The organism is Leeuwenhoekiella aestuarii (assembly GCF_004104055.1).
GTDB lineage: Bacteria > Bacteroidota > Bacteroidia > Flavobacteriales > Flavobacteriaceae > Leeuwenhoekiella > Leeuwenhoekiella aestuarii.
Genome location: NZ_QOVJ01000001.1, coordinates 218,726 through 237,240, shown reverse-complemented (window position 1 = coordinate 237,240; position 18,515 = coordinate 218,726). Strand labels below are relative to the sequence as shown.

The window sequence follows — 18,515 nt, the reverse complement described above, 5'->3', positions numbered from 1 at the left end:
ATTATGAGTTTACCAGCAGATTTAAAATATACTAAAGACCACGAGTGGGTACGTATAGAAGGTGATATTGCCACTGTAGGCATTACAGATTTCGCTCAAGGCGAATTAGGAGATATCGTTTATGTTGAAGTAGAAACCGAAGGTGAAACATTAGATAAAGAGGAGGTTTTTGGTACAGTTGAAGCAGTAAAAACAGTTTCTGACTTGTTTTTGCCATTAACAGGAGAGATTGTTGAGTTTAATGCAGATTTAGAGTCTGAGCCAGAAGCGGTAAATGAAGATCCTTATGGTAAAGGATGGATGATTAAGATTAAATTTAGCGATGAGAGCGAATTAGAATCCTTACTTGACGTAACAGCTTATCAGGAAATAATAGGTGGTTAAGCTGCTTAAAATAGCAGTTTATTTTTACACGGGATTTATAGCATTTATTTGCTTGATGCCTATGCCGCATATAAGTGATGCGCCAGAAAATAGCGATAAAATCGTTCATCTTCTAGTGTATTCTATTTTTACGGGGTTGTGGTTTTGTTATTTTTATGCTTTGAAGCAAAAAAAAGACAATTTTTCAACATCTTTAATAAAATCTTGTAGTCTTGCTTTTGTTTATGGTATAGTTGTTGAGATATTACAAGAGTCGTTAACGACCTCTAGGTCAGGCGATTTTAAAGATTTGATTGCGAATTCAGTTGGGATTTTTGTTGGAATTTTATTCATTTTTCTAGCGAAAACTCAATTTAGAAGGCTGAAATCAAAATTTTAATTTCGAGTTGATACTATTTTTAATTAAATTAGCAATCCTTAATAACTAAAGATTCATGGAACCTAAGAAAAATCCCAAAGCAGATCTGACGAGAAGAAGTGTACTCTTCTTTCAGTTAGGTCTTATTTTGATACTCGGGCTGAGTTATCTGGCTATCGAGTGGAAGACGTATGAAAAAGAGGCCATTGATATCGGACAATTACAGATGGACGATATGATTGAAGAAGATGTGCCAATTACTGAATTGAACACACCTCCACCGCCACCTCCTCCTCCACCGCCACCACCAGCGCCGGAAGTTATTGAGGTTGTAGAAGATGATAAAGAAATTGAAGAAACCGTAATAGAATCTACAGAAACCAGTCAGGAAGACGAGATTGTTGAGGTTGAAGAAGTTTCTTTTGTTGAAGAAGAAGTTATTGATGATGTACCGTTTGCAGTTATCGAGAACGTGCCGGTTTATCCTGGTTGCGAGAACGAAAAAGGAAACGATGCTAAAAAAGCGTGTATGTCTGAGAAAATCAGCCAGTTTGTAAACAGAAAGTTTAATACTGAATTAGGTAGTGAGCTAGGTTTGTCTGGTATAAATCGTATTTATGTACGATTTAAAATTGATCAAAAAGGTAATATAGTAGATATAGGATCTCGTGGGCCACACCCACGTTTAGAGCAAGAAGCAGCTCGTGTAATTAAGTTACTGCCACAAATGACTCCTGGTATGCAGAGAGGTAAAGCGGTAGGTGTATTATATTCACTTCCTATTGTATTCCAAGTTCAGGATTAATTCTGAATCTTTATAAAATTCAAAATCCCGACCGCTAAAGCGAGTCGGGATTTTTTTTGTGGCAAGCTTATTGTTAAAGTTTTAATGAATAGTAACCATTAAAACATGATTCATGAATGATTCACAAAAAAGCGAAGTAAACGCTCGGCAAAGCGTTACTCGGAAAACAAGCAAGCACGACGTAAATCTACAAAAAAACAACGTCGTCTTTTTTCAATTAGGCCTTATAGTGGCGCTTATCCTTGCCATTGCAGTTATTGAGGTCAAATCGCCTGTAACTCCATTAAAACCTCCTGTCCAAGAAGATGTTGCTTCGGTGTCCATAGACAATATATGGAATGAGCCTGTAAGGAGGGAGGAGAAAAAGAAACCTGCAGAGCCTAAAAAAGAAGTTTCTAAAGTTTTACCTCCTAAAATTGCAGATCCAGATGTGCCTGAGATTGATCTTCCTGTGGACGATTTTACTCCAGAGACTGATATTCCAGATTTAGAAAGTCTAGTCGATATCCCTGAGCCGGATATTGAAACATTTTCGGTTTTAGGAGTTGAAGTTGTGCCTATTTTTCCGGGTTGTGAGGGTTTGCAAACGAATGCAGAGCGTAAGGCTTGTCTTCAGGATAAGATGGGTATATTTATTAGTAAAAACTTTAACACTTCATTGGGTGAGGAGTATGGGTTAACCGGAATGAATAAAGTTGATGTTCAGTTTACAATTGATGAGCATGGCAAGGTGACTGAGCTTAAAACCCGTGCACCACACCCTGCTCTTGAGCAAGAGGCTGAGCGCGTTATGCAAAAACTACCACAAATGACCCCAGGGAAACAGCAGAATAGAAATGTGCGGGTTATTTATTATCAACCCATTAGATTTAAAGTGCAAAATTAATGCAGTAAACTACTTTTTTATAGGTTGTAAAACTTAATAGACGTTATCTTTTAGATTTAAATTCATGTAAAGGCCTGTGTATAATGCACGGGCTTTTATTTTGGAACTACTCCTTCAGCTTAAGGATGTTTAAAAAGTGGTATATTTCCGCAACCTAAATCTTTTCAATTTATGAAATTAAAGACTTTGGCAGTTTTTGCTGTTAGTTTGTTTCTTTCAACTCTTGGTTATTCTCAAATTATAAATGGGAATTTTGAAAAATATCCTGTTTTTAAAGAATGTGAAGGCATTGATGCTTCGGCTGCTAAAAGCTGTTTTAATCAAACTTTGATCAGTAAAATAAAAGCAGATTTTAAAGTTCCGCAATATGTTATTGACGAAAAGTATTCAGGAGATATTGTAGTTCTTTTTGAGGTTACAAAAGAAGGAGATTTTGAAGTGCTCAATGTAACAGCGGTCTATGAGGATTTACGTGAGGAAATAGGGAAAATCTTTAATAGCTTGCCTCAGGTTAAGCCTGCCACATATAATGGAAGAGCAACATATATGCAGTTTAGCATGCCGATTCCTATTAGCGCTTTGCTTGATAAGGAAATTCCAGATTTGAAATATGGTTCAACTGAAAATTTAAGTGAAGCAAAACCCGTAGAGCAGTTAGCTTCAGAATACGACTCAATAAAAACATTTCCGTTTCAAAATAGAGAGTATGATTCTCAATTGTTTATTCCGTTTTCACATCAGACTTACAGTAGGTTTGATAAAGAGATGAATGTGGTGGGTACAAATTCTCATACGTCTACTAAACCTTTTATTTATAGCGATGTCAATCGCTATTATAATTTTAAGGAAAAAAGAGAGAATCTTTATAAAGAGAAGACTTCGTGGTTTGGTCGCAAATTATGGAATGAGCATATGGTGACTCTGCAGGGTGATGATTACTGGTTTACGCTAGACCCTGCTGCCGATTTGCAATTGGGTTTTGAAACCGCAGACAATGAGGATAAGAGTTTTACGTATAATAATACCCGGGCAGTTATATTTCAGGGAGGTTTGGGAGAGAAATTAAATTTTTACACGGTTTTCTACGAAAGCCAAGGTAATTTTACGGGTTATTTTAATCGATATGCACGATCTATTGCACCAGATGGGGGTAATCCAGCGATTGTTCCGGGGCGTGGGATTGCAGCAGAAGCTGCTGACGGTAATTTTGATTATCCTGTAGCAGAAGCATATTTATCCTATTCTCCCAGTAAATATTTCAATTTTCAATTTGGGCATGGTAAGAATTTTATTGGTGATGGCTACCGCTCTTTATTGCTGAGTGATAATGCGAGTCCATACCCATTTTTTAAAATGAGTACGACTTTCTGGAAATTTAGATACACCAATACCTGGATGTCTTTGCGTGATGTGCGCTCAGATGTGGTTGAAGATGGATCGTTTAGAACCAAATTTATGGCCAATCACTATTTGAGTTTTAATGCTACAAAACGCTTAAATATAGGGCTATTTGAAAATGTGATCTGGACTAATGATAATGACAGAGGTTTTGATCTTAATTATCTAAATCCCATAATTTTTTACCGTGCTATTGAGTTTTCTACGGGTTCGAGGGGAGGTAATGCATTAATAGGCTTGAGTGCTAAGTATAAATTTAGTGATCACTTTAATGCTTATGCGCAAATTATTATAGATGAATTTTCTACAGGAGCAGTTTTTAGTTCTACTAAAAGTTATCAGAATAAGCAGGGTGTTCAGGTAGGATTTAAATATTATGATGCTTTTAATATTGAAAATTTACAACTTCAGTTTGAGTTTAATCAAGTGAGACCATATGTGTATAGTAATAATGAGATTGTTCTTAACTACGGTCATAATAATCAATCGATGGCCCATTTATGGGGCGCAAATTTTAGAGAGTTTATAGCAATTGCTCGTTATCAAAACGACCGATGGTATGGTACTGCAAAAGTAGTATATGGTAAACGTGGTTTTGAAATAGGAGATATAGATGATGTCTATTATGGGGGTAGTATTTACGGTAATGATGAGAATATCCCGAGTGAATTTGGGATAGAAATTGGTCAGGGAAATGCTGCTAATACTTTTATAGGAAATGTTGAATTGGGTTATATTGTAAATCCTTCTACTAATTTTAAGATATATACCAATGTCTTATACCGAAATAATACTATCGCAGCGTATGATGCGGTTAATCTTGAAGAAAGTACGGTTTGGGTAAATTTTGGAATTCGCACCGATATTTTTAATTGGTATTTTGACTATTAATTTTTTAAACTAAAGCTTTATGAGATTTTTTTTATCGCTATTAATTTTATGTTTTATGACTGGTTCTTGTGCTAACAAATCTTCAGAACCAAAAGATTTTGATTCCAACTTTGCTCACGTAGTTTATTTTTGGCTTAAAAATCCAGATAGTCAGGAGGATTGCAAAGCTTTTGAAGCTTCATTGAAAAAGTTTTTATCTACAAGTGAATATGCGAAGACCAAGTTTATAGGCAAGCCGGCAAATACTCCACGAGAAGTTGTAGATAATAGTTGGACTTACTCGATTATATTAACTTTTCCTTCAAAAGAAATTCAGAATAAATATCAACAAGAGTCTGTGCATCGTAAATTTATTGAAGAATCTGAGCATTTATGGGAGAAAGTTCAGGTTTATGACGCGGTATGTCTCTAGATCAGAGGCTTATATCTTCTGCTTTATAAAGCAGTTTTTTCTCGATTTTGAGATTAAGAATTCTTCTGTCTGGAATAACTTTTAATTAGGTTGTTTAGAAGTGTTTCGTGCAGTATCTTTGCACGACTTTTTTAAAGCCCTTGAAAACACGCTTTTGAGCTCCAAAGAAACCCATAAACCACACACATCAATCTGGATTGATTTTAAAGAAATCACTAAGATGCGTCTTGCTATTAGTGTTGTTTTTTCAAGCATGGCGGGTTATCTCTTGGGTGCTTATACTTTAGACTGGTTAACTGTTTTATTGCTGGCGGTAGGTGGTTATTTAATGGTGGGAGCTTCTAATGCTTTTAATCAAATCATAGAGAAGGATCTTGATATTTTGATGGATCGTACTAAGAATCGTCCGGTTCCTTCCGGAAGGATGTCTGTAAAAACTGCATTGATTATTGCGACTGTTTTTACAGTTTTGGGTCTTATTACACTTTATATAATTAATCCCATCACTGCAGTTTTTGGAGCGGTTTCTATATTTCTTTATGTCTGTGTCTATACACCTTTAAAGACAAAGACTCCCCTCTCTGTATTTGTTGGTGCATTTCCTGGGGCTATACCTTTTATGATGGGATGGGTTGCGGCAACCGGCGATTTCGGTATAGAAGCAGGAACGCTTTTTATGCTTCAGTTTTTTTGGCAATTTCCACATTTTTGGGCGATAGGTTGGTTTTTGTATGATGATTATAAAAAAGGAGGATTTTTTATGCTTCCTACCGGGAAAAGAGATCGCGGTACGGCTATACAAGTTGTTTTATATACCATATGGACGATTTTAGTTTCCTTAATTCCAGTTTTTGGAGTGACTGGTAGATTGTACTTGACTCCGATTTCTGCTGTTTTAGTAGGTATTTTAGGATTGATCCTGCTTTATTACGCAATTAGACTTTTTAGATTTAAGAATAATGTTACTGCTAAACGTTTAATGTTGTCCAGTGTGAGTTATATCACGTTAATACAAATTATTTACGTTGCTGATAAATTTCTACGATAATGGATTATACTTCGCAAACAGAACAAATTAAGATTGCACGATCAAAGAAGATGATGATGTGGTTTGGTATCGTGAGTCTTTCAATGATGTTTGCGGGCTTAACAAGTGCCTATATTGTAAGTGCAGAACGTCGTGATTGGTTACGGGATTTTGCGCTTCCGCAGGCATTTTACATCAGTACACTTGTTATTGTGTTGAGTAGTTTATGTATGCTTATCGCAAAAAGCGCTGTTAAAAGCGGAAGGAACACCCTTGCAACAGGATCTTTGTTTGTGACTTTGGGGCTGGGTATTGCATTTGTAGTGCTCCAGTTTGTAGGTTTTGATCAAATAATTGCTGAAGGTTATTTTTTTACCGGTAGCGAAAGCACGGTTACAACTTCATTTATTTATGCTTTTGTAATTAGTCATATTGTTCATGTAGCAGCAGGAATTCTGGTGCTTTTGGAAATAGTTGTTCAGCAAATACGTGGTAAATATTCTAAGAATCAGATGCTTGGTCTGGAGTTGGGTGCCACATTTTGGCACTTTGTAGATATACTCTGGGTATACCTATTCTTGTTCTTTATGTTTGCTGATGAATTAATCAAATAGATTAATTAGCTCTAAATGCTAAGAATTCATTAAAAAATCGTTTTTTTGAATGGTTATAAATACTGATTATTGCTTTGAAAAGCATTTTTAAAATACCTATTTTTGCAACGCTTATAAACCTTTATTAAAATATGGACGCTACTGCTGTTAAAACAGGCACAGAAGGCAAGATTTGGGGCGGAGATAACGAGCCTCTAAAAGCAAGTTACGGGAAGATGATGATGTGGTTTTTCATCCTTTCTGACGCACTTACTTTCTCAGGATTTCTTGCTGCTTACGGATTCTCAAGATTTAAATTTGTTAACCAGTGGCCTATAGCCGACGAGGTGTTTACCCACTTCCCGTTTTTACATGGCGTTGATGCACCTATGTATTACGTAGCGCTAATGACCTTTATACTTATTTTCTCTTCTGTTACAATGGTTCTTGCTGTAGATGCTGGTCACCATATGAAGAAGAACAAAGTAATCTGGTACATGTTCTTTACAATCATAGGTGGTGTTATTTTCGTGGGATCTCAAGCTTGGGAATGGTCTAACTTTATCTCAGGTGAGTTTGGTGCTGTAGAAACTAAAGGTGGTAAGATATTGCAATTTGTAAATGCCGAAGGTGAGCAGGTTGCTCTTGAGTCATTTGCGGCTAGCCTACCTAATGATAGAACAAGACTTACTAGAAACGAGGCGTTGTGGTATGAGTCAGAAAGCTCTATGCCAGATTATGATTTAGCTGAAGTGGTAGAAGGCTTTAAAGCGAATCCAGATTTATTAGTACGTACTCAGATACTAACAGAAAGCGGAGAAAAAACAATACTGTCTAGAGAAGCATCTCTTGCAAAATTAGAAAATGATGCTGTTGGCGTTGTGCAGGGTGCAAATCTGGTACATAACGAATATGGCCCACCACTTTTTGCAGATTTCTTTTTCTTCATCACCGGTTTTCATGGTTTTCACGTATTCTCTGGTGTGATCATCAATATCATTATATTTATCAATGTGATTCTTGGTACTTACGAGCGCAGAGGAAGCTACGAGATGGTAGAAAAAGTTGGGTTATACTGGCACTTTGTAGATTTAGTGTGGGTATTTGTATTTACATTCTTCTATTTGGTTTAATAATTATTTCGCAAAGCGGAAATTAAAAATATAAAAATGGCACACGAAACATCAAATCACGGTTCAGCCACAAAAAGAATTTGGACGGTTTTTGCAATCCTTTCTGTTGTAACTATTGTTGAAGTCATTCTAGGTATTGTAAGACCAGAATTTCTTGTAGAAACACATTTGTTTAGAATGCACTTGCTTAACTGGGTATTCATTGTTTTAACCCTTTATAAAGCATATTATATTACATGGGCGTTTATGCACATGGAACACGAGACAAAAGGTCTGCGTAGAGCAGTGGTGTGGACAGGAATCTTTTTGGTTTGTTATTTGATCTTTATCCTGCTAACCGAAGGTGATTATATATTTGATGTGTATCACGATGGTTATATCAGCTGGGATTTTTAATCACAGATAAAAAATAAAAAAAGACAGCATTTGCTGTCTTTTTTTATGCCTCTTTTTTACTGAAAACTTTCTGTAGCTTACCTTTGCAATCGCTATTACAAAATAGCGTAACAAGGCTAGGTTATGAAGAAGTTTTTAGTTTTAGGTGTTTTGTTTATTTTACCCATTGTTGCATACCTTTTCTTTGCTTCCGGAATACATAATTTTGCAAAACTTCCTGTTCTTGAAGAAGATATTCCAGAACTTCAACTTTCCGAAAATGTTCAGCTTGAAGATAAAATAACAGTACTTGGTTTTTTGGGGACTAATATAGAGCGAGAAGGAGGAGACCTCTTTAATCTCAATCAAAAAATATTCAAATCATTTGCTGAATTTAAAGACTTTCAGTTTTTATACCTTGTTCCGAAGGATATTAATTTAGATGAATTGGATCGTGTAAAACACGAATTAAGCTTAGGGGTCAACCTTTCTAACTGGCATTTTGTGCTAACATCTCAAGAGAATATAAACACTGTTTTTAAAAGCTTAAAGACTCCATATGAACTAACCGAAGACGGTGGTTCACCTTATATTTTCATAATTGATAAAAAAAGAAACCTTAGAGGGAGGGACGATGATGAAGATTATGGTGTTTTGTATGGTTATGACAGTTCTGATGTAGCTGAGTTATCTAATAAGATGAAAGATGATGTTAAAATCATTTTGGCAGAATACCGTCTGGCACTTAAGAAGAATAACGCAGATCGTTAAAAATAAAAGTGATGAATAAGAAGAAGACTTATATAGGGATTGCAGTAATTGTTTTGATTTTTGGAGTAATTGTAATTCCTAAGATTATAGATCGCTTGATGAATGATGAAGTTGTTAAGAACGACCGGCTCAATGTTGCAAATTTAGATACTGTTGAAAATGAAGATGCGCTTTCTTACATTAATATCAACGGTAAAGATCGAAAAGTACCTCATTTTGAATTTGTAAATCAAGATGGAGATACCATTGCCGAAGACTTTTACAAAGGGAAGGTGTTTCTTGTAGAATTTTTCTTTACAAGATGTCCTACTATTTGCATCCCGATGAATAAAAATCTCGTACTTATTCAAAATAAGTTTAAAGATAATCCAGATTTTGGCATTGCAAGTTTTAGTATAGATCCGGAGCACGATACTCCTAAAGTTTTAAAAGAATATACAGAAAGCTATGGCATCACAGATCCAGATTGGAATTTAATGACTGGTGACCGCGAAAAGATTTATGAGTTAGCTAACGTAGGTTTTAATCTTTTAGCTCAGGAGAATCCTAATATTGAAGGCAACTTTCAGCATTCAGGACTATTTGCCTTAGTTGACCAAAATGGTTTTATCAGATCTAGAAAAGACGAGTTTGGTAATCCGTTGATTTATTATCGGGGTTTTATTCCGCAAGGTGCACCAGAAGTTGAAGGAGAAGAGACTTCTCAAATAGATATTTTGATTGAAGACATCAACAAATTGCTTAATAAGAATAACTAACTAGTAAATGGAAAATATTGCACAAAAAGAGAAACTATACAACAGGTGGATTGTAGCTTTGTCTATTGCGATACCGGTAGCGGTAGCGGTTTTATTTACGATTCGTATTCCCGGTGTTGAGCGTTTAGGTTTTTTGCCACCTATTTATGCTACTATTAATGCTTTAACAGCTGTATTGCTTTTTACTGCTGTAATTCAGATTAAAAAAGGTAATCGGGATCTTCATGAAAAACTGATGAAAGTTTGTATTGGACTTTCTTTGATATTTTTAGTATTGTATGTCGTTTATCACGCAACTTCAGACTCTACAAAATTTGGCGATGCCAATCTGGATGGAGTAGTTTCTGATGCTGAAAATGCTGCTGTAGGAGTGTTTAAGTATATTTATTACTTTATTCTTATTACACACATTCTGCTTTCAATTGGTGTTATTCCTTTCGTATTGATTACTTATGTACGAGCGATGCTAGGTAAGTTTCCACTACACAGAAAAATCGCCAGAATTACATTTCCTATCTGGCTGTATGTGGCTGTAACTGGTGTGGTGGTTTATTTTATGATTTTCCCATATTATCCAGCTTAAAAAATATTATGAAGCGTTTTATCTCTTTTCTGCTTTTATTTTTCATCACTTTTGCGAGTCAGTCTCAATGTGCAATGTGTCGCGCTGTGTTAGAAAGTGAAACTGATAATAGCATGGCAGAAGGAGTGAATAATGGTATTGTCTATCTCGCAGCGATACCTTATATCTTGATGGGAGGCGTAATTTGGTTTATTTACAGAAGCCGAAAAAAAGCCAGAGAGGAATCTTAGAATTCTTTTTCTATAAATTTATTAGCTTAATCTTGTAACAACTTTGACGTTTTTGGGTCTATTAAACAGAAGAGAGTTAAAAAATTAACTTTTTTCTAGACACAAAACCATCTCTGTTTATGATTACCATCAAAGATTTGCATAAATCTTATACCATGGGAACAAACTCACTTCATGTTCTCAAGGGTATAAATTTTTCTGTTCAGGAAGGTGAACTCGTCTCTATAATGGGTTCTTCAGGATCCGGAAAGTCAACATTGCTTAATATTTTAGGGATGCTTGATGAGGCTGATGAAGGTTCTTATACATTAGATGGTGTCCCTATCAAAAATCTAAACGAAAAAATTGCAGCTCAATATCGTAATAAGTTTTTAGGATTTATTTTTCAGTCTTTTAATCTTATTAATTATAAAAGTGCGCTTGATAACGTGGGTATGCCTTTATATTATCAGGGTATGAAGCGTAAAGAACGCACCGAAAAAGCGATGGCTTATCTCGAGAAGGTGGGTCTGGCAAACTGGGCGCATCATATGCCTAACGAACTTTCAGGAGGGCAAAAGCAGCGTGTTGCTATAGCACGAGCATTGGCTAGTGATCCTAAAGTCCTTCTTGCAGATGAACCAACTGGTGCATTGGATACTAAAACTAGTTATGAGGTTATGGATCTCATTCAGGGAATTAATGATGAAGGGAAAACTATTTTGATTGTTACACACGAAGATGATATCGCTCATATGACTAAGCGTATTGTTAATCTTAAAGATGGTTTAATTATAGATGATACAGCAGTTGATCAAGTAAGAGCCTTAAGCCATGTTTGATCTCGAGCGCTGGCAAGAAATATTAGAGACTATTTCAAAAAACAAACTACGTACTTTTTTGACGGGGCTTTCTGTTGCTTCAGGAATTTTTATTCTAGTGATTCTTTTGGGTTTTGGTCAGGGAATGCAAAACGGTATCAGTGCTCAGTTTCAACGTGATGCTTCAAGTAGAATTTCGGTTTATACCGGGGTTACTTCTAAAGGTTATAAAGGTTTAAATCCGGGGAGGTATATTGAGATGACTAATGAAGATTACAACTATCTAATCAAAAAATATGAAGATGATCTTGAGTTTAAATCTTCAGTTTATAGAATATGGAGTGGTACGTTAAATTTTGGAAATGAGTCTGGAAGTTATCGTGTAGAAGGTGTTTATCCCGACTATCAATTTTTGGAGAATGAGGACATGGTCGCTGGCCGTTATATTAATTATGATGATCAGGAGAAGAAGTCTAAGGTCCTGGTGATTGGTAATAAAGTAAAGCTAGACTTATTTAACAATCAAGATCCAATAGGGCAGCAGGTTCAAATTAATGGGATCAATTTTAAGGTTGTGGGCGTGTATACTGATCCCGGCGGTGAGCGTGAAGAAACTCGTGTATTTGTACCTTTATCTACATCACAGCGCGTTTTTGGTGGAGCTGATAAAGTAGGTAACTTAGGGTTTACACTTAAGCCAAAAGAAACTTTTCAAAAAACACTAGAGCAGTCTGTTCGATTTTCTTCAGAAATTGAATCCTTTTTAAAAGAGCGTCACCTAATAGCTCCAAATGATACCAGTGCGATAGGTATTAATAATACGTTAGAAGGAACAAAGCGTTTTTATGATTTAATAGGGATGATAAAGACGTTTTTTTGGGTAGTAGGTATTTGTACTATTATCGCCGGAGTAGTAGGTGTGAGCAATATAATGCTGATCATCGTAAAAGAACGAACCAAAGAAATAGGTATACGTAAAGCTTTGGGAGCGCAACCACTTTCTATAATTACGATGATTTTGCACGAGTCTATTTTTGTGACTGCAATAGCAGGGTTTACTGGTCTTATATTGAGTATGGCTTTGTTAGAAGTTGTAGGTCCTAATCTTGATATGGACTTTATAAAAAATCCATCTGTGAATTTTAAAGTAGCAATAACAACTGTTTTTATCTTGATACTTGCTGGAGCTTTGGCTGGTTTTGTGCCGGCATGGAGAGCTGCTCGAATTAAACCTATAACCGCTTTACGCGAAGAATAAATCAAAGGAATGTTTAATAGAGATCGTTGGGATGAAATTATAGAAGCGCTAAGCCGAAACTGGTTTAGAACGGCGCTTACAGCCTTTGGTGTGCTTTGGGGAATATTTATTTTGGTTGTTTTGCTTGCTGCAGGTAAAGGGCTTGAAAATGGTGTAAAAAAAGGTTTTGGAGGGATAGCAACCAACAGTATGTTTATGTGGACGCAAACTGTCTCTAAATCCTATAAAGGTTTGCCTAAAGGAAGAAGATTCAATTATGATCTGGATGATGTTGCGGCAATTAAAGAAAATATGCCGCAGTTACGCTTTGTTTCTCCAAGGAACCAATTAGGAGGTTTTGGAGGTGCAAATAATGTAGTGCGTGGTTTGAATTCCGGAGCTTTTAATGTTTATGGAGATTACCCTGAGTATATTGAACAGCAACCTATGAATATTACTTCGGGACGTTTTATCAATTACGGGGATATTGAAGGTAAACGTAAAATAGCTGTAATAGGTGAAGGTGTTCGCAAAGCGTTATACGATAATGGTGAAGAGCATATAGGTACGTACGTTAAAATAAACGGGGTTAATTTTATGGTGGTAGGTACTTATTCAATGGTATCGAGTAATGGTAATGCAGAAGAAGATGAGAAACAGATTTACGTTCCCTTCACGGCTTTTTCTCAGGCCTTTAATATGGGTAATCGGGTAGGATGGATGGCGGTAACCGCAAAAGATGGTTATTCTATAACTCAGCTTAAATCTGAAGTTTTTGATATTGTAAAAAACAGGCATTCTATACATCCGGAAGATGATCGTGCAATAGGTAATTTTGACCTCTACGAAGAGTTTCAAAAGGTAGATGGTCTGTTTATAGCGCTTAAGATTGTTGCCTATTTTGTGGGCATTCTAGTATTGCTTTCTGGTATCATAGGTATCAGTAATATTATGCTGATTGTCGTAAAAGAGCGAACAAAGGAAATAGGAATCCGTCGTGCTTTAGGTGCGAGCCCTTGGTCAATTCGAGGTCAGATTTTAATGGAATCTGTATTTCTTACTATCATTTCAGGGATGATGGGCATTTCATTGGGAGCTGCGCTTATCTATATCTTAAACAAAATTCTAGATGCAAACGGCCCTGTAGAAATGTTTGCTAATCCGAGTGTAGATTTAGGTACTGTGATTACGGCACTTTTTATCTTGATCTTTTCAGGGTTATTAGCTGGTTTTATTCCGGCTCAAAATGCAATTAAAGTAAAACCAATAGACGCCTTGCGCAACGAATAAAACTTCATCTAAAAAAAACGAATATCAATCATATGAAAAAATCAGTTACCATTGTAATCCTTGCTGTGATCGCAGTTATATTTATAGGATCACTCTATTATTTGTATCAAAAAAACCTTGAAGATCCTGTTGTTTATACGACTGAAACTCCGTCAAAACAAACTATTGTTAAAAAAACGGTAGCTACAGGAAGTATTGTTCCGCGCGAAGAGGTCCTTATAAAACCTAACATATCGGGTATTATAAAAGAGATATTAGTTGAAGCCGGTGAGTTTGTAGAGGCTGGTCAATTATTGGCGCAGATAGAAGTGGTGCCTAACGCCTCTTCTCTAGTAAGTGCTCGTAATAACATACAAAGTGCACGAACTAATCTGGAGACGGCAAAACTTACTTTAGAAAATCAAGAAAGTATTTATGAGAGACAAAAGGCCTTGTTTGAAAAGGGTGTTGTTAGTGCTAATGATTTTGATAACAGTCAAAGAGAATACAACCAGGCGGTTCAGAATTACAAGCAGCAACAGGTGAGTTTGTCAAGTTCTCAACAGAATTATGACATTGTAAGAACGGGAACTACAACCGGTTTAGGCAGTAATGCAACTACATCTGTACGCGCAACAATAACGGGGATGGTTTTAGAAGTTCCTGTTAAAGAAGGTAATCAGGTTATAGAGTCTAATAACTTTAATGATGGTACAACTATCGCTTCGCTGGCTAATGTTAATGATATGATTTTTGAAGGAAAAGTAGATGAAAGCGAAGTGGGTAAAATTACCGAAGATCTTCCACTTGAGATTACAGTAGGTGCCATTGAAAATAAGAAGTTTGACGCTACGCTAGATTATATTGCTCCTAAAGGAGTTGCTGAAAACGGAGCGATTCAGTTTGAGATAAAAGGAACATTAGCAAAAAAAGATTCCACATTCATTAGGGCGGGATTGAGTGCAAATGCTTCAATTATCTTAGAACGAGCAGATGATGTGTTGGCTATAAAAGAAGCTTTGGTGCAATATGATCCTAAAACACAAGATCCATTTGTAGAGGTTGAAACCAGTGAACAAAATTTTGAACGTCGTGATGTAAAGCTCGGTGTTAGCGATGGTATTTATGTTGAAATTTTAGATGGAATTACTGAAGATTCTAAGATCAAAGTGTGGAATGCTATTAAGCCTGCGCAAAGTTTTTAAAGAAATATAAAACCTTTGGTGTAACACTTTACATTGAAGTACTACTTATTATACAGAATTTTAATTATGAAGAATTCAATACTCTTTTTTATTTTGGTTTTCTCCGTGGCTTCTGGCTTTGCTCAGCAAAAATGGACACTGCAGGAATGTATTCAGCGGGCTCTTGATGAGAACATTCAGGTACGTCAGGCACAATTAGATATTGATGTTGCTGAGCTTGATAAATCTGATGCTGATGGTAATTTTTTACCTACGCTTAATGCAAATGCGAGTGTTTCTAAAAACACAGGTCTAAACTTTGACCCAACAAGTAACTTAGCAACTACAACACAGTTCTTGTCTGCCAGCGGAGGTGTTAATACAAGCTACAATCTCTTTGATGGTCTACGTAATTTTAAACAAGTACAGCGCGCAAAATTAACTGCTCTTTCTGCTCAATATAGTTTTGAAAAACTGGAAGACGACATAGCTTTAACTGTAGCGAATGGCTATTTGCAGGTTATATTAAATAAAGAAAATTTAAAAGTTTTAAGATCTCAAAACGAAGTTACCAAGCAACAGTTGCAGCAGACAAAGGATCTTGTAGATGGTGGTGTTTCTCCAAGAGGAGATTTGCTCGAAGTTCAAGCTCAAAATGCCAGTGAAATTCAAAGTATTGTGGCAGCAGAAAATGCTGTTCAGATTTCGTTGATCAGTCTGGCTCAAACTTTATTGATCAGAGATTATAAGAATTTTGATATCGCAGATGGTGATTATCAGATATATGGTGAAGAAGTATTGCTAAAAACGCCACAAGAAATTACAGAGTCAGCCAAAGAAGAGCGATACGAGGTTAGGATTGCCGAAAATAATTTGGATATAGCCGAAAAAGATGTTGAGATTGCAAAAGGAGCTAGATGGCCTACAATATCTGCTTTCTTTGGATACAGCACCCGCTATTCTGAGCAAGATCTGGTTAACAGTTTTCAAGAGCAATTGTATCTAAATGATGGTATTTCTTATGGTTTGAGATTGAATGTGCCTATTTTGAATGGATTTCAGACGCGTAATAATGTACGAAGAAGTAAAATTGCTGCAGACCGTGCTGCAATTAACCTGGAGCAAGCACAATTAGATTTAGAGTCTAATGTGTATCAAGCATATTTAGATGCTCAGGGTGCGCTTAAAGCTTATGAAGCTGCAGAAACTGCTGTAGAATCTCAGGAGTTGGCATACTCTTATTCTCAAGATCGTTACGAGGTAGGCTTAATCAACGCTTTTGATTTTAGTCAATCTAAGCAACGTTATGATAATGCAATGATCGATTTGAATCGCGCGAAATACGATTATATATTTAAACTTAAAGTACTCGAGTTGTATTTTGGTGTTCCCGTAAGCGAGCTTAAATTCTAGGGAATATACCGATCTCTATTCGTGTAGCTGTAATTTTTTTGATGATGAAAAAAAAGACCTTAATAATCATTCTTAGTGTTGCTGTAGTACTCATTCTATTATTGATAGGTGGTAAGAAGGCCGGCTGGTTTGGTAAAACCGGAGAGTTTAAGCCTGTCGAGACAAAGATTGCAGAACGTTCTACGGTTATTGAGACCGTTGCTGCAACCGGAAAGATTCAGCCGGAAACTGAGGTTAAAATTTCATCAGAAGTTTCAGGGGAAATCATAGAGCTTCCTGTGGTTGAAGGTCAGCAGGTAGAAAAAGGTGATCTTTTAGCACGTATCAATCCAGATTTAATTCAGTCTGCATTAACACAAGCGCAAGCGTCTTTACAAAATGTACAAGCAAACCTTGCACAGGCAGAAGCTACATTAAAAAATGCAAAAGCAAATTACGAGCGTAACAAAGCCTTGTTTGATAAAGGTGTTATTTCTAAATCAGCTTGGGATCAGTCTGTATCAGATTATGAGGTAGCTCAGGCCACTGTGAAATCTGCTTATTATAGCGTTCAGAGCTCTGCAGCTAACGTAAATCAATCTCGGGATAACTTATCTCGTACAACTATTTATGCGCCGCTTAGCGGAACAATATCAAGTCTCGATGTGGAGTTAGGAGAGCGTGTGGTAGGAACACAGCAAATGGCAGGGACCGAAATGATGCGAGTTGCAGACTTGGGTAATATGGAAGTTGAGGTTGATGTTAATGAAAATGATATTGTGAAAATCAATATCGGAGATTCAACCCGAGTTGAAGTTGATGCTTATCTTAAAAAGCCTTTTAGAGGTCAGGTTACTGAAATCGCAAATTCAGCAGAAAGCAACCTGACTGCAGATCAGGTTACTAACTTTAAAGTGAAAGTGCGTATTCTTGAAGAGTCTTATCGGGATTTAATAGAAGGTAAGTCTGAAGCGTATTCACCTTTTAGACCTGGAATGACGGCAACTGTAGATATCATTACAAATAGTGTAAAAGATGCTATTGCTGTGCCTATTAGTGCTATTGTGATCAAAAATGACACGATTTCCGGTAACTCTGCCTTTGAGAATAATCAATATGAAGCGGTGTTTGTAAAAGATGGTGATAAAGCTGTTTTACGCAGAATTAAAACCGGTATACAAGATGACGCTAATATTGTGATTACTGAAGGTTTAGAAACCGGAGATGAGGTAATTACTGGGCCGTACAATACCGTAACAAAATTACTTAAGGAAGGAGATCTGGTAGAGGTTAAAAAAGATGCTAAATTTGGGGCTTCAGAAGAAGACTAAATTATGGCTTTAATACTCTGCATTGAGACTACTACTACAAATTGTTCTGTTGCCCTAGCTAAAGATGGTGATGTCCTTGGGTTAAAGGAAGACATGGGATTAAACTACTCCCATGCAGAACGTTTACATGCTTATATCGAAGAGGTTTTACTTCAGGCAGGAATAAAACAAACTGATTTAGATGCTGTTGCTGTTAGCAAAGGGCCTGGTTCTTATACCGGGTTGCGCATAGGTGTAAGTAGTGCAAAGGGCTTGTGTTTTGCACTAAACATTCCTTTGATTTCAACAAATACGCTTGAGGCTTTGGCACTTCAGGTAAAGGGAGAAGCTATTCAAAGTATAATTCCGGTTCTTGATGCGCGTAGAATGGAAGTCTATAGTGCTATCTATTCTTCAGGCCTGAAAGAGTTGCGAGAAATACAAGCACAGATTGTTGATGAAAACTCTTTTGCTTCCGCTTTAGCGAAAGGAAAGACTATTTTTATAGGAAATGGTGCCGAAAAGTTGAAGCCGGTAATAACCCATGAAAATGCATTTTTTCAAACTGAAGCTTTGCCTTCTGCAAGAGAAATGGCTGTGCTGGCAGAGACAAAATATAAAATAGGCGACACCGAAGATGTCGCCTATTTTGAACCTTTTTATCTAAAAGACTTCTTAGTAAATAAGCCTAAAAAGTAGATTCAAACCTTTAAGCAAAA

General features: G+C 36.4%; 21 protein-coding genes. All 21 read left to right on the top strand.

Going from position 1 to position 18,515, the window contains the following annotated elements:
* Nucleotides 1–3 precede the first annotated feature (3 nt).
* The 21 genes from gcvH to tsaB all read left to right on the top strand — a co-directional run bounded on the left by gcvH (nt 4) and on the right by tsaB (nt 18,495).
* A complete protein-coding gene (gene gcvH, locus DSM03_RS01095; protein ID WP_128761534.1) occupies nt 4–384 on the top strand; it encodes a glycine cleavage system protein GcvH in 381 nt (126 codons plus the stop codon).
* A complete protein-coding gene (locus DSM03_RS01090) occupies nt 377–763 on the top strand; it encodes a VanZ family protein (RefSeq protein ID WP_128761533.1) in 387 nt (128 codons plus the stop codon). Before gcvH ends, DSM03_RS01090 begins: the two co-directional genes overlap by 8 nt.
* Before the next feature lie 55 nt (nt 764–818).
* Nucleotides 819–1,547, top strand: a complete 729-nt coding sequence (locus tag DSM03_RS01085; RefSeq protein ID WP_128761532.1) for an energy transducer TonB — start codon at nt 819–821, stop codon at nt 1,545–1,547.
* A gap of 112 nt (nt 1,548–1,659) precedes the next feature.
* A complete protein-coding gene (locus tag DSM03_RS01080) occupies nt 1,660–2,433 on the top strand; it encodes an energy transducer TonB (RefSeq protein WP_128761531.1) in 774 nt (257 codons plus the stop codon).
* A gap of 171 nt (nt 2,434–2,604) precedes the next feature.
* Nucleotides 2,605–4,722: a gliding motility protein RemB gene (locus DSM03_RS01075; RefSeq protein WP_128761530.1), complete on the top strand. Its 2,118-nt coding sequence runs from the start codon at nt 2,605–2,607 to the stop codon at nt 4,720–4,722.
* A gap of 55 nt (nt 4,723–4,777) precedes the next feature.
* Nucleotides 4,778–5,134 (top strand): Dabb family protein, encoded by a 357-nt coding sequence (locus DSM03_RS01070; protein ID WP_420813117.1) that lies wholly within the window; start codon nt 4,778–4,780, stop codon nt 5,132–5,134.
* 154 nt (nt 5,135–5,288) lie between these two features.
* The gene (gene cyoE, locus DSM03_RS01065; protein WP_128761528.1) at nt 5,289–6,182 is read left to right on the top strand and encodes a heme o synthase; all 894 of its coding nucleotides are present in this window, start codon (nt 5,289–5,291) and stop codon (nt 6,180–6,182) included.
* Nucleotides 6,182–6,775 (top strand): cytochrome c oxidase subunit 3, encoded by a 594-nt coding sequence (locus tag DSM03_RS01060; protein WP_128761527.1) that lies wholly within the window; start codon nt 6,182–6,184, stop codon nt 6,773–6,775. The genes cyoE and DSM03_RS01060 overlap by 1 nt, the downstream gene beginning before the upstream one ends.
* 131 nt (nt 6,776–6,906) lie before the next feature.
* The gene (locus tag DSM03_RS01055; RefSeq protein ID WP_128761526.1) at nt 6,907–7,887 is read left to right on the top strand and encodes a cytochrome c oxidase subunit 3; all 981 of its coding nucleotides are present in this window, start codon (nt 6,907–6,909) and stop codon (nt 7,885–7,887) included.
* Between the two features lie 36 nt (nt 7,888–7,923).
* Entirely contained in the window at nt 7,924–8,283 is a 360-nt protein-coding gene (locus tag DSM03_RS01050) for a cytochrome C oxidase subunit IV family protein (RefSeq protein ID WP_128761525.1), read from the top strand.
* A gap of 123 nt (nt 8,284–8,406) precedes the next feature.
* On the top strand, nt 8,407–9,033 hold the full coding sequence (locus DSM03_RS01045) for a hypothetical protein (protein WP_128761524.1): 627 nt from the start codon (nt 8,407–8,409) through the stop codon (nt 9,031–9,033).
* An 11-nt stretch (nt 9,034–9,044) separates the two neighbouring features.
* Nucleotides 9,045–9,791 (top strand): SCO family protein, encoded by a 747-nt coding sequence (locus tag DSM03_RS01040; RefSeq protein ID WP_128761523.1) that lies wholly within the window; start codon nt 9,045–9,047, stop codon nt 9,789–9,791.
* 7 nt (nt 9,792–9,798) lie between these two features.
* Nucleotides 9,799–10,374 carry a DUF420 domain-containing protein gene (locus DSM03_RS01035; RefSeq protein WP_128761522.1) on the top strand — a complete coding sequence of 192 codons (576 nt, stop codon included), beginning with the start codon at nt 9,799–9,801 and terminating at the stop codon, nt 10,372–10,374.
* An 8-nt stretch (nt 10,375–10,382) separates the two neighbouring features.
* Nucleotides 10,383–10,604, top strand: a complete 222-nt coding sequence (locus tag DSM03_RS01030; protein WP_128761521.1) for a hypothetical protein — start codon at nt 10,383–10,385, stop codon at nt 10,602–10,604.
* A 119-nt stretch (nt 10,605–10,723) separates the two neighbouring features.
* Nucleotides 10,724–11,425, top strand: a complete 702-nt coding sequence (locus DSM03_RS01025; RefSeq protein WP_128761520.1) for an ABC transporter ATP-binding protein — start codon at nt 10,724–10,726, stop codon at nt 11,423–11,425.
* Nucleotides 11,418–12,662 (top strand): ABC transporter permease, encoded by a 1,245-nt coding sequence (locus tag DSM03_RS01020; RefSeq protein WP_128761519.1) that lies wholly within the window; start codon nt 11,418–11,420, stop codon nt 12,660–12,662. Before DSM03_RS01025 ends, DSM03_RS01020 begins: the two co-directional genes overlap by 8 nt.
* 9 nt (nt 12,663–12,671) lie before the next feature.
* On the top strand, nt 12,672–13,931 hold the full coding sequence (locus DSM03_RS01015) for an ABC transporter permease (RefSeq protein WP_128761518.1): 1,260 nt from the start codon (nt 12,672–12,674) through the stop codon (nt 13,929–13,931).
* A gap of 32 nt (nt 13,932–13,963) precedes the next feature.
* Nucleotides 13,964–15,115: an efflux RND transporter periplasmic adaptor subunit gene (locus tag DSM03_RS01010; protein WP_128761517.1), complete on the top strand. Its 1,152-nt coding sequence runs from the start codon at nt 13,964–13,966 to the stop codon at nt 15,113–15,115.
* 66 nt (nt 15,116–15,181) lie between these two features.
* Complete coding sequence (locus DSM03_RS01005) at nt 15,182–16,507, top strand: TolC family protein (protein ID WP_128761516.1); 1,326 nt, start codon at nt 15,182–15,184, stop codon at nt 16,505–16,507.
* Nucleotides 16,508–16,551: 44 nt separating this feature from the next.
* On the top strand, nt 16,552–17,817 hold the full coding sequence (locus tag DSM03_RS01000) for an efflux RND transporter periplasmic adaptor subunit (RefSeq protein WP_128761515.1): 1,266 nt from the start codon (nt 16,552–16,554) through the stop codon (nt 17,815–17,817).
* A 3-nt stretch (nt 17,818–17,820) separates the two neighbouring features.
* The gene (gene tsaB, locus DSM03_RS00995) at nt 17,821–18,495 is read left to right on the top strand and encodes a tRNA (adenosine(37)-N6)-threonylcarbamoyltransferase complex dimerization subunit type 1 TsaB (protein WP_128761514.1); all 675 of its coding nucleotides are present in this window, start codon (nt 17,821–17,823) and stop codon (nt 18,493–18,495) included.
* The last annotated feature ends 20 nt before the right edge of the window (nt 18,496–18,515 follow it).